Source organism: Dyadobacter sp. HNCC25DJ186 (genome assembly GCF_056895235.1).
Genome location: NZ_JBXHAS010000002.1, coordinates 378,752 through 391,099 on the forward strand (window position 1 = coordinate 378,752; position 12,348 = coordinate 391,099).

Here is a 12,348-nt window from a genome sequence, read left to right on the forward strand (position 1 = left end):
ATCTTAATCAATTTAAAAAACTGAAATAATGAAAAAAATTAATCTAGTCTGGCTGTTTTTACTATTGGGTATTGTTTTTAACAGTAATTCTCAAACTGCTGCACCCGCTGATTTTTTTGTCGGTAAGTGGGAGGTAACCATTATCGGTACCCCCAATGGAGATTCTAAGATGATCGTGGATCTGGAAAGAACAGATGGCAAGCTGACCGGGCAAATGTCGAACCCGGCGGAGCCAACTGCTGAAAAAGCGCCTATCACCGTTGATGAAAATGGAGATTTGATAGACCTTGCATTTAATGCACAAGGTTATGATGTTACGATAAACCTGAAAAAAGTAGATGAGGACAATTTGAAAGGAAGTCTGCTTGGTATGTTCGATGCAACTGCAAAACGTGTGAAGTAATATTTAAACCCGTGCCCCGGCTATTTCTTTATTCTGTGTTGAATGGTTTGCTTTTTCAGCCATTTAACACAGAATAAATTAATAATGACGGTGTCTGAAAAAGACTCTCTGAAACTTCGGTCAAGGTTTATTAATTCGTAACCATTTTCCGTCACTGCTATCTTCAATCTCTACTGATTTTTGCTGTCCATTTATGAAAAATGAGGTCAGCTCACGTGCTATGCTTTTAAGATCTTGATAATTGGCTGGCTTTGTATAAAAAGTATTAACGCCTGCCTTGTAAGCGGATTCAATTAAGTCTAAATTATCAGCCGTAGACAACATGACGACAGGGATATGATCCAACGCCGCGTTTGACCTGATATACCTCAGCGTTTCAATGCCGTTCATCTTCGGCATATTCATGTCCAGTAATATTAATGAAGGTTGATCAGCAGAAGTAAGCTCAATCTTTGCAATTAATTCCTCTCCGTTTTCGCAAGAGATGATTTTGATACACTTATCGGCCGAATGCACGGCCTCAGAGATAAGGAGCATGTCATCAGCATCATCTTCAACGATATAAATTGTTTTTCCGTTTAACATATCCGAGGGGTATCAGCTGCAAAAATAGGAAAATTTGGCAGGTGGTCAAATGGCCAACATGAATAAAGCACTATCAATAGGTGGCCCGACGACATCGATATGTCTCAAAAAAGCACCAAAATCTCTAAACTTATCGTAAAAATGGGGTCAGAACCCTTAATTTAACGAATTTGACTGCAAAATATAGTTAAGAGTTAATTAGAAAATACTATTTTGCGGCCGGATTTAATTAAACCAATTTATTTTCACAACAAATACGAAAACCAGTCTATGGAAAAGTACGAACAAATTAAGCAGCTAGTTACAGAAGCAGAAGGAGATTTTAAAGCATTTTACGAAAAAGGAAATAAGGCTGCGGGAACAAGAGTTCGCGGTGTTATGCAGCAATTGAAGGGACTTGCTCAGGAAATCAGAGCTGAGGTTACTGAGAAAAAAGGCGAATCGAAATAATCAGTAAGATAACAGTTCAGAAGAGGCCACTGGAAACAGCTGGCCTCTTTTGCGTTAAGAGCGGTCAGCTACGGCTCAATTATTGTCACGATAAAACAAAATTGCTGACGATGTAGGTGGAGAAAATTGAGTACTGCGTCAGATTAAAGAGTGATCCTCCAAATGCAGGATCTTACGCCGGCCACCAATCATTCAAATGAAATATAAACGACAATTTTTTCTTCTGGTTATTATGCTTTTTGTCCGGTCACAGATTGTTAGCGGACAATATGGGCCGGCAACTTCTGCGAAACGGACCAGTGCAAAGGTGCTGATTGATATCAGGAAATTCGGTGCAAAGGGAGATTCCGCTACAATGAATACAAAAGCGATACAGAAAGCTATTGACCAATGTGCGCAGAAAGGTGGCGGCACTGTTCTGATCTCCGGCGGAGTCTATTCGTCAGGAGCTATTTTTTTGAAAGAAAATGTCGAGATCAGGGTGGATAAAGATGCCAGGCTTAGGGCGGTAAATGGACTTGAAAATTATCCTATTTTAAAAAATACCAGGATTGCCGGAATTGAAATGGACTGGCCATCGGCTTTTATAAATGCAATTGATGTCACGAACGTAAGCCTCAGCGGAGAGGGAACTATCGATGGTTCAGGATATTACTGGTGGGAGCCATACTGGATTAAACGCGATAGTTTGTTGAAAACGGTTCATCCCGATCTCATCGACTGGTACGTCCCGAGACCTCGGCTAATTATGTTTGATAAAGTTTCCAACGCACGGATCAGCGGACTCAGGCTTCGGAATTCCGGTTTCTGGACTGTTCACATCTGTTACAGTAAAGCCGTTGAGCTTCTTGATCTGGATATTTACAATCCTGTTTTGGAGGAGGGAAAACGCGCTGCCAGCACAGATGGAATTGATCTTGATTCAAGCAGTGATATCATCATTCGTAATTGTACCATTTCGGTGGATGATGATTGTATTGCAATTAAATCGGGGAGGGGCTCCGATGGACTCCGCATCAACATTCCCACTCAGAATGTTATTATTGAAAACTGTATTTTCAAGAAAGGTCATGGTGGCGTTTCTATTGGAACGGAGACCGCAGGTGCAGTAAGGAATATCCTGATTCGGGACTGCAAGGCTGACGGGAATGAAGCGGCTATCAAATTTAAGCCGAGGCCCGGTAGGGGTGGTACGATTGAAAATATCATACACCAGGGATGGGAAATAAAAAATGGAAATGTGGCAATCGAATATTCATTACGCAAAGTATCCGGAGAAGATTATGTAGATGAGTGGCAGAAGATAAAGGTGCCTTTCGAAAAAGCAACACCCCGATACCGAAATATATCAATCCGGGATGTCAAAGCAACAGGTATGAAAAAAGCCATTAGTTTCCTTGCCTGGCTTATGGCCCATGCTGAAAATGTCGTTTTACAGGATATAACAATTCAGGCTGATCAGGCAGGGAACTTTCAGCATGTCGACAATCTCGTACTCAAAAACGTAACTTTTGATTCGCCCGGAAACTCTATAAAGTTTCAGGATGTGGTAAACCTTGTTCACTGATTATTGGGCTGCCTACCAGCCTAATAGCCGGCGGAGGTATATTGCTTTTTCTATCCTTTTAACGATCTCTCTTTGGTCTTATGAATTTGACAATGCTTCATCAACCGTTTTATTTCAAATATACATCGCGCTGGAAATTGTAATATCCCGGTATTCGCTAGATATTGTTTTGCGTAAACCTTGTCAGTAAGCAAGCTTCGCCAACAAAAAACGCGGCAGATTTTTTATCGAATTCTATTTTACTGCCATTTATCGACTGCTCGGTCATTTTGTTCTTGTTGCGGGCAAATATGATATAATTTATCAAATCGCTTAAAATCAATAAGTTGAAATATCTATTCGTGTATTAAAATTCATCCTTAAAATTTATTTAAATAAAAATCCAAATTTTTATACCCTACTAGGTCTATATACTATATAAAATTTAATACATTTGCTTCACGTAAACAAAACATGATTTTATGAAGTTACTATTTCCTAATCTACTGTCCGGTTGTTGTCACGGCCTCACATAAAAAAATAATGGATTAAGATAAATCCAGACTCGAATAAATACTGGTTTACTATCCGCTCAAATAATCTTTTAAATACAGATACCACCAAATACAAAAGCATGAAACAAGTTTTAAAATTGGCTGCCCTTTTAGTTTCGATCTTTTTTCCATTATTTTTATCAGCACAGGATCCGACGATCAATGCAACGGTATCGGGAAAAATCCTGGACGCGAAAACTGACGAAGCGCTCATAGGAGCGACAGTCACAATCAAAGGAACAACCAACGGAGACGTGACTGACGCAAACGGCGAATTCAGTCTGGTTACTGGTCAAAAATTACCTTTTACGCTGATCGTGTCCTATATCGGTTATTTAAAGAAGGAAATGCTGATCACAGACAGCAAAGTTGAAATTAAACTCGATCCGAATAACACACAGCTGGAAGACGTTGTTATTTCCTCCCGTCGTCGTCAGGAATCTGCTCAGGACGTACCTATTCCGATATCCGTTATCGGCGGAACAAGGGCTGAGGACGCCGGTGCGTTCAATGTAAATCGTCTGAAAGAACTGGTGCCAACTGTGCAGTTATACGCCTCCAATGCGAGAAACACGACGTTAAATATCCGTGGTCTCGGTTCTACTTTCGGCTTAACAAACGACGGCGTTGATCCGGGTGTCGGCTTTTATGTAGACGGAGTTTACTATGCTCGTCCTGCTGCGACTGCCCTTGATTTTATTGATATTGAGCGTGTTGAAGTACTTAGAGGCCCACAGGGTACCCTTTTTGGTAAAAATACAACGGCAGGAGCTTTCAATATTACCACCAGAGCTGCGAGTTTTACTCCGGGAGCAAATTTTGAAATGAGTTACGGTAATCTGGGTTTTATTCAGGCAAAGGCCTCGGTGACCGGCCCAATAAGTAAGAAATTGGCGGCTCGTCTGTCTTTTACAGGCACGCAGCGAAACGGCACATTTTTCAACCTTCATACGCAGCTACCGATTAACGATATCAACAATATCGGCGTAAGAGGGCAGATTCTTTACACCCCAAGCGAAAATGTAAATATCACGGTGATCGGGGATATTTCAGATCAAAAACCTACTGGTTACGGATGGCCTGTGGCTGGAGTTGTGCCTACCAAAAGAGCTGCGTATCGTCAGTTTGACGCTATCATTACGGATTTGGGATACACACTTCCATACAAAAGTGCTTTTGAACGTAAGGTTGATCTGGATACGCCTTCGAAAGCAGATAATCAATTGGGAGGAGTCTCGGTTAATGCCGATATAAAAATTGGCAAAGGAACGCTGACGTCAACTTCGGCTTGGCGTTACTGGAAATGGACTCCCTTGAATGACAGAGATTACATTGGATTGCCTGTATTTACGATTTCCTCAGGTAACTCGAAGCATGATCAGTGGTCTCAGGAAATACGTTATTCAGGAAGAATTTCTCCAAAATTAAGCGGAGTCGTTGGTGTTTTTGGCCTTTGGCAAGACTTAACCTCGGATCCTGTTCAGACAGAAGAAGCAGGTTCTGCACAATGGAGATTTGCCCAAAGCTCGACAAGCGCGCTATGGAAAACACCTGGATTATTTGACAATTTTGGTATCCGTACAACAAACCGGATCAAAAGCACCAGTTTAGCAGTATTCGCACAGGCGGACTGGGTTATTACAGATAAACTGCACCTCTTGCCAGGTATTCGTTACAATTATGACAAAAAAGTAGTTGATTATAATAGGGTTGCCTACGGTGGCTTGCAAACGACGGACCCTGCATTACTAGCCTTAAAAAATGGTGTTTACAGTAACCAGGCCTTCAATACAGATTATTCGGAAGGAAATTTTTCAGGACAGCTTTCTTTACAATACAAGGCAGCCAGCAACTTAAACGCATACGCAACTTACTCGATTGGATATAAGCCAATCGGAGTTAATGTGGGCGGCTTGCCAACAGCCAACGGCCAGGTACTGATTGATCTGGCCAACGTACAACCTGAATATGTGGACCATAAGGAAATTGGTTTTAAAACCAGACCTTCCGGCAATTCGGTTCTGAATCTTACGGTATATCGTTCAGACATAAAGGATTATCAGACACAGGTACAAACTCCGGAACCAGGTGTTAACCGCGGTTATCTGGCCAACGCCGAAAAGGTACGGGTGCAAGGAGCAGAATTAGATGGAAATATTCGTTTTGCAAATCTTACGCTGAATGCAGCTGTTGCTTACACAGATGGCAAATACGTACGTTTTGAAAATGCGCCGGTACCTTTGGAAGAAGTGGGTGGCGCACAGGCATTTAAGGATGTTTCAGGTGGCAGGCTCCCGGGTATTTCTAAATGGTCTGGTTCGATTGGCGGCGAGGTAGTGGTTAAGGGAAGTTTTGTTGGACTTAAAGGTAATTATTTTGCTGCCGTTGATGAGTTCTTGCGTTCAGAATTTTCTTCAAGCGCATCGCCGTCGCAATATTTAAACATCAATGGCTATGGTCTTACCAATGCACGTATTGGTTTCAGAGCTTCCAACGGACTGTCGTTCTTCTTATGGGGCAGAAACCTTTTCAACAAGAATTATTACGAACAACTTTTGGCTGCTCCGGGAAGTTACGGACAATATGCAGGCATCGTTGGTGATCAGCGTACCTATGGTGTGACAGTAAGATTTACATACTGATTTTTACATTTGTTAAACAAAAAATCATCAGCGAGCCATGTTCGCTGATGATTTTTTTTTAACGGGAATCCAGTATTTAATAATTGTATTGCCCCGGTGATGGCATGGTTCGTTTTGATACAGTGATCATTTGAAATTTACCTTCCTTTCCTGTTTTCTTGCACACCCTTACCCGGATGGAAGTCACCTGCAATCCATCGCACAAAATTTTGGGTATTTGTGATGTAAATTTTTTTCGTTAGCGGTTTCACCGGCGACGCTTCAATTTCCTGCGCATAACGGTGTAACAAATTTTCAATAACATGGAGTGTTTCTGAGTTCGTTTTCATCATGTAAGATTTGAGGGTAAGTTTGTGTTGAAAAATTAGTCCTGTTCCATACCAGATGCGGTGCGGATTAGACTGATAAAGGCTGCCGGTTCAGACTGTTTTGATAAAAAATAATCAGCACCGGCAGCCAGTATATGTTTGATACTTGCAGAATCGTCCCTGCCCGAAAATGCTATAATCTTCGTCAACGGCCAGTTTTGTTTAAGAATTACAGCCGCCTGAAAGCCGGTCATCACAGGCATTTCCATATCCAGAACAATAACGTCGGGTTTTTGTTCGGATTGATACATTTTGTCGATGCAGTCTTGTCCATTTTCTGCTTCAAAGGTAATTGCAATGTTATTGTTTGTCAACATGTAACGTGTTGCAAACCGGACCATTTCGTTGTCATCTACGATTGCAACATTAAAAATTGAATTTTTCATAGTATCGTTGAGGTTAAAATTTCATTGGGGAGTTTGCCTGTGTATCGTCTAAACCAAACTGAAAATGTACTGGATTTTTTAAAACCAAGGACAATCGACAGCTCTTTGATGGTCATCTCTTTACGTTTCAAAACGTCGTATGCGTATATCATTTGTGCCTTTCTAAAATATGCCAGCGGCGTCACGTGATATACCATTTTGAAGGTAATCTTTAATTTGCTCGGAGATATATGAAACGCTGCGGCAAGCGCATTTATACCTGGAAATTTGTCTTGTATCTTACCTTCAAGCTCATGAACAATCCTGGCCATCAGTTGTTCATCTGATGACGGTATTTTTGAAATGGCAGAATCCGGCGTAGACAATTTAAAGAAAAGATTGGTGAGTTCAAAGGCACTGGTTGTCAGTGAAAGAAGACTGTTAAAGTCCGAACGAGAATACCTTAACAAGTATTGAAGCCTGTTTAACGCCATTGCCTCACCATCCGAAATGCTTCTGATCTGCCCGTTGTTTATGCTACTATCAACATCATTTAACAGAAACACCGGAGCGTTGCTGGCAGACAAATTCAAAAGCTTTTTCAAATAGGTTTGTGAAAAAACCAATCTGTAATTTATGATAGACACATTTTTCCGGACATAAATTTGATATGTTGTAGAAGGATTGCTAAATATTGTAATATTCTTTACCCACTTAATATCATTGCCATGCTGATAGCCCAGTGTACTTCGGGTTTCGAAGTAATTTATTGAATAATATAAATTTTTGGAAGTTTTTGGTTGGTAGATGTAACAGGAATCTAGTGTTTGTTGTGTTTTTAATGAGAATACCCAAAAGCAATTATTGATCTGTTCAAAATAAATTTCTGAATGATCGTATTGCGAATCAGATAAATAATCTTTCTGAACCGAAGAATTATTTGAAGATTCGAACTGAAGACATTTTATATATTGCGCCGGCTCCATCCCACGCAGGAGCACCTTTTGAAATCGTTTTTTCATGAAAATTGCCATGCCGCCTGGCAATTTATTTAAAGCTGTTCGGGGCATCACGCTAACTATTTAACAACCTTGGGTTTTAGGACTGGCAATGTTAGTGAATTATATGACTCCAAAAAGACATAAATTGTACCTGATAAGACAATATGATGACCGTAAAGTAAATATCTCGTCTTTACTGCATATTTTTAAGAATAATTATTATTATTTCTATCAAAATTAGATAAACCTAAGTCTTGGACTTCAAGTATAATGAAAATATGTACGGGAAATTCGGAATTTATTCCTCTGTTTGTTTAGGTAGTCACTTCAACTGGTATAATTTTTTGTGTAAACGTTTGATACCGGTTGTTATTTACGTTTGAATTTACTGTAAAGGAAGTTTTTGTCTTCAAAAAAATACAGTTTGGAAGTCATTCCTGTTCATATTCTGATTGAATTCGCCTTTCTCCAATTTGTTGACGCCACATGGCATAATATAATCCCTTTTGCGCAAGCAAATCCTGATGTGACCCACTTTCAACAATTTTACCCTTTTCAAGCACATAAATTACGTCAGCATGCAGGATCGTTGAGAGACGGTGAGCAATCAATATGGTCATCTGTTCCCGATTGGTTGATATATCCCTGATGGTGGAGGTAATTTCCTGCTCAGTGAGTGAGTCCAATGCAGAGGTTGCCTCGTCGAAGATTAGTAACCTGGGGCGTCTTAAAAGTGCACGGGCAATTGAAATTCTCTGTTTTTCACCGCCGGAAAGTTTCATGCCATTTTCCCCTAGCACGGTTTGAAGTCCTTGCGACGCCTTGGCGATAAGTGCCGTCGCAGATGCTTTTTCAAGTGCTTCTGCAATTTCGAGGTCTGTTGAAGATGGGTTTGCGTAAAGTAAATTTTCGCGGATGGTTCCGGCAAATAATTGCGTATCCTGAGTCACGAATCCAATTTGTCTTCTTAAAGGATTATAACGTACGGTTGATGAGTTGTCTTCATTAAAATAAATCGCGCCTTCTACGGGCAGGTAAAGACCGATTAATAGTTTAACAAGCGTAGACTTTCCAGATCCGGAAGGCCCGACAAAAGCGATGGTCTCGCCAGATCTGATACTAAATGAAATATCGTCTATCGCATTATAATCTGCTGTCTGGTGTTTAAAAATCACACGTCTGAATTCAAGATTTGTCAGAGGCCCAACTTCAACCGCGTTTTCTGGTCGTTGTTCAATGGGCTTATGCATGAGCTGATCAAAAATCCTGACCGAAGCATCAACTTCTCTGAATTGGAGGATAAGATTGCCAAGATCCTGCAGAGGTCCGAAGATGGCCGTGGAGATAAACTGCATGGCTATAAGCTCACCCGTGGTCAGAACTTTTCGGAAAATGAGCCAGAGCAGGATGAACAGGATGGATTGTTTGAGAAGATTCAGCGTTGCGCCTTGCAGAAAGGTGAGTATCCCTACTTTACGCGCCTTGAACATTTCCAGCTCAAAAATCTCTGCTGTTTCTTTGTTAAGTCTTCTGATTTCAGAGAATGTCAGGCCGAGACTTTTTACGAGTTCAATATTTCTCAGGCTCTCGGTAATTATTCCTGCCTGGGCGTTGGTTTGCTTATTGATACTGCGTTGAATACTCTTGATTTTTTTTGACAATAATCCTGTGAGTGATCCAAGCACAACGACGCCCACGACAAAAACAGGTATGAGCATTCCGTTTTTGTTGATACTATACCATAGCAAAAACCCAATCCCTACGACTGAAGAAAACAGAATATTGATAAAGGAAGTGACAAAACGTTCAGTATCCGTTTTTACTTTTTGCAGGACCGATAATGTGGTACCACTCCGATTTTCCTCAAATTCCTGAAACGAAAGTCGAAGCGTTTGTTTTAACCCGTCATTGAAAATGCTCATACCAAATCGGGCAACCGCTTTTCTGGTGAGATATTCCTGATAAGATTTTGCAAGTTTGGCAACAACAGCAATACCGACAGCAATTAAAAGCCAATAAATTACGCTGTTGACCAATTCTTTTTCGGTTAAATTTTTTGGGTTGCCGGCATAATCATCGACGATCCGTCCAAAAATCAGAGGATCAAGCAATGTCAGTAACTGCGCAGTTCCTGCCAAAAATAGAGATATGCCGATAAGTTTTTGCTGCGGTTTAAGATATTTCCAAAGTGTTTTCATAACCAATCCTGTGGAGCTGTGTTTGCGGAATCACTCTAAAATTCTTGTTCCAATGGTGTACTTTCTTTTTATATAAAAGAGATTTCAGGCATACGATGCAGTCCCGGTAAACGTAAATATTTAGAAATGAAGAAAATAAATAATGACGATGCGTAGGAGATTAAATATTAATTCTATTTACTTTGTATCGCAAAGTACTTTTATAAACTGAAAATGCTATTCTTGTTTGTTATGAAAGAGGAAATTTTAGAGAATCTCGAAAATCCTGCCCAGCTTGAACGGCTGTATCGGTCAGACAAATCGGACTTCAAGCGAACATTCATATCGCTTTATCCGCAGCTTTCTGACAATAGTCTTGCTGGTTACTGGAATGAACGCCTGAATTATGCGGGCGACGACGTATTTTGGGGAAGTAATGCTGAATGGGTAAAGGTAATTATCCTCTCGCTTGTGGCAGGCCTGATTGCAAAACTCCCGGTTTTACTTTCGGTTAATGCGGATTTTTTCTATCCAAGAAATTTAGGTTTTATCGTTTTCCCGGCACTATGTGCGTACTTTATTTGGAAAAATAAGGTGCAAAAAACCAACGTTGTTTTGATTTTCGGGATGCTCATATTTGGTGTGATTTATATCAATTTTTTACCGGACGTAAAAAATAGTGATACTTTAATTTTGTCCTGTATCCATTTCCCACTGAGCTTATGGGGGGTGCTGGGTTTTGCTTTTGTCAGGCAAACCGGAAATGATACAGAAAAAAGGCTGGAGTTCTTAAGGTATTGCGGTGATCTGGTCGTTATGACGACATTGATATTGCTGGCCGGAGGGTTGATGAGTGTCATCACCGTTGGTCTTTTTGAGCTCATTGGTTTTGATATCAATAAATACTATTTCGACTACGTAGCTATTTTCGGCCTATCTGCCGCCCCGATTGTCGGTACGCATCTCACGCAAACGAATCCCCAACTGGTTGGAAAAGTTTCGCCGGTTATTGCTAAAATATTCAGTCCGCTGGTCTTAATCATGCTGGTTATTTACCTGGCGGCCATTGCATACTCTGGTAAGAATCCATACAGTGACAGAGAATTTCTACTGGTTTTTAATGCCTTATTAGTGGGCGTGATGGCTATCATCTTTTTCTCTGTTGCTGAGACTTCAAAGATCACTATCAATCGTATATCTGTGTGGGTTCTTTTCTTGTTATCGGTGCTAACGGTTGTTGTAAACGGTATTGCCATTTCGGCGATTCTCTTCCGGATATCAGAATGGGGGATAACACCGAATAGGGCAGCGGTTCTTGGTGGAAACGCACTTATTTTAATAAATCTGATTCTTGTGACCGCGAAACTTTTCGAAGTATTATCGAATAAATCCACGATCAAAGGTGTAGGGAAAGTTATTTCGCAATACCTCCCCGTCTATATAATCTGGGTACTGATCGTGACTTTTGTTTTTCCATTTTTATTTGAGTTTAAATAAAGAGTTTTCACTTAGCCTCAATTAAAAAGGCTAAGTGAATTTTATTCTTGTCAACATTTGAATTGCAATAGCAGATTTCTAAATTGAATGGGTGAATATGCAGAAAGCGATGTAAACTGCAATAATAAAAATGGCACATAACAAGGCCGAGCCCGTCGCTTCCGCCGTTCTTTTTCCTTGTTTTCTGAATGCCTTTTTATACATAATATTGATTGTTTTGTTGAAGTATCCGGGTTAGATAGCCCTCGCCATTTTACCCAGGTTTATTCATTCGTCTGGACCACATCAAGCACTTCAAATTTTTTCATACCTGCCGGCATTTTCCATTCTACTGTTTCTCCTTTGCAAAGACCAATCAGGGCTGAACCCATGGGCGTGAGCACAGATATTTTCTTTTGATTAATATCAGCAAAGGCGGGCATAACAATGTAAAATTCCATTTCCTTATTGGATGTTAATTCTCTGACCTTCACATAAGAATTCAGCCGTATACTGTGTGCCGGTAATTCATCATTCTCGACAACAATTGCCCTGTTCAGTTCGTATGACAGCGACATTTCACTTTCTTTTGCGCTTCGCGGAAAGCTTTCTGCATATTGTTTCAGCACGCGGAAATCATCTTCTCCTAATATGACATTGTTTTTCAGGTTATTCATAATCAACTCCTTTAATCTGAAATTCTTTGAAAATTATTGAATATCAGTGGTTAATATATTTTTTAGTTATTTTTTGAGGCAATCAGTACTATTCATTATTTTCA

General features: G+C 40.3%; 11 protein-coding genes. 5 read left to right on the forward strand and 6 right to left on the reverse strand.

The features are described from left to right. Positions 1-28 precede the first annotated feature (28 nt). Positions 29-403, forward strand: coding sequence for a hypothetical protein (locus tag AC1XUO_RS06465; protein ID WP_483328951.1), 375 nt, complete (start codon positions 29-31; stop codon positions 401-403). A gap of 120 nt (positions 404-523) precedes the next feature. On the opposite strand, the gene AC1XUO_RS06470 is transcribed toward AC1XUO_RS06465, so the two are convergent. Further along, on the reverse strand, positions 524-988 hold the full coding sequence (locus tag AC1XUO_RS06470; RefSeq protein WP_483328952.1) for a response regulator: 465 nt from the start codon (positions 986-988) through the stop codon (positions 524-526). A gap of 270 nt (positions 989-1,258) precedes the next feature. Here AC1XUO_RS06470 and AC1XUO_RS06475 point away from each other — a divergent pair, with 270 nt between their 5' ends. From AC1XUO_RS06475 to AC1XUO_RS06485, 3 genes are all read left to right on the forward strand, one after another. Continuing rightward, on the forward strand, positions 1,259-1,438 hold the full coding sequence (locus tag AC1XUO_RS06475; protein ID WP_483328953.1) for a histone H1: 180 nt from the start codon (positions 1,259-1,261) through the stop codon (positions 1,436-1,438). A 196-nt stretch (positions 1,439-1,634) separates the two neighbouring features. Next, the gene (locus AC1XUO_RS06480; RefSeq protein WP_483328954.1) at positions 1,635-3,005 is read left to right on the forward strand and encodes a glycoside hydrolase family 28 protein; all 1,371 of its coding nucleotides are present in this window, start codon (positions 1,635-1,637) and stop codon (positions 3,003-3,005) included. A 613-nt stretch (positions 3,006-3,618) separates the two neighbouring features. Then, on the forward strand, positions 3,619-6,180 hold the full coding sequence (locus tag AC1XUO_RS06485; protein ID WP_483328955.1) for a TonB-dependent receptor: 2,562 nt from the start codon (positions 3,619-3,621) through the stop codon (positions 6,178-6,180). 137 nt (positions 6,181-6,317) lie between these two features. Here the strand turns inward: AC1XUO_RS06485 and AC1XUO_RS06490 are convergent, their stop codons facing one another. From AC1XUO_RS06490 to AC1XUO_RS06505, 4 genes are all read right to left on the reverse strand, one after another. Continuing rightward, positions 6,318-6,509, reverse strand: coding sequence for a hypothetical protein (locus tag AC1XUO_RS06490; RefSeq protein WP_483328956.1), 192 nt, complete (start codon positions 6,507-6,509; stop codon positions 6,318-6,320). 35 nt (positions 6,510-6,544) lie between these two features. After that, entirely contained in the window at positions 6,545-6,934 is a 390-nt protein-coding gene (locus tag AC1XUO_RS06495) for a response regulator (RefSeq protein WP_483328957.1), read from the reverse strand. Continuing rightward, positions 6,931-7,983 (reverse strand): helix-turn-helix domain-containing protein, encoded by a 1,053-nt coding sequence (locus tag AC1XUO_RS06500; RefSeq protein ID WP_483328958.1) that lies wholly within the window; start codon positions 7,981-7,983, stop codon positions 6,931-6,933. Before AC1XUO_RS06500 ends, AC1XUO_RS06495 begins: the two co-directional genes overlap by 4 nt. A 362-nt stretch (positions 7,984-8,345) precedes the next feature. Next, a complete protein-coding gene (locus AC1XUO_RS06505) occupies positions 8,346-10,112 on the reverse strand; it encodes an ABC transporter ATP-binding protein (RefSeq protein ID WP_483328959.1) in 1,767 nt (588 codons plus the stop codon). 231 nt (positions 10,113-10,343) lie between these two features. On the opposite strand from AC1XUO_RS06505, the gene AC1XUO_RS06510 reads away from it, so the two are divergent. Further along, positions 10,344-11,588, forward strand: a complete 1,245-nt coding sequence (locus tag AC1XUO_RS06510; RefSeq protein WP_483328960.1) for a hypothetical protein — start codon at positions 10,344-10,346, stop codon at positions 11,586-11,588. Positions 11,589-11,851: 263 nt separating this feature from the next. Here the strand turns inward: AC1XUO_RS06510 and AC1XUO_RS06515 are convergent, their stop codons facing one another. Continuing rightward, positions 11,852-12,244 carry a GreA/GreB family elongation factor gene (locus AC1XUO_RS06515; protein WP_483328961.1) on the reverse strand — a complete coding sequence of 131 codons (393 nt, stop codon included), beginning with the start codon at positions 12,242-12,244 and terminating at the stop codon, positions 11,852-11,854. Positions 12,245-12,348: the final 104 nt, after the last annotated feature.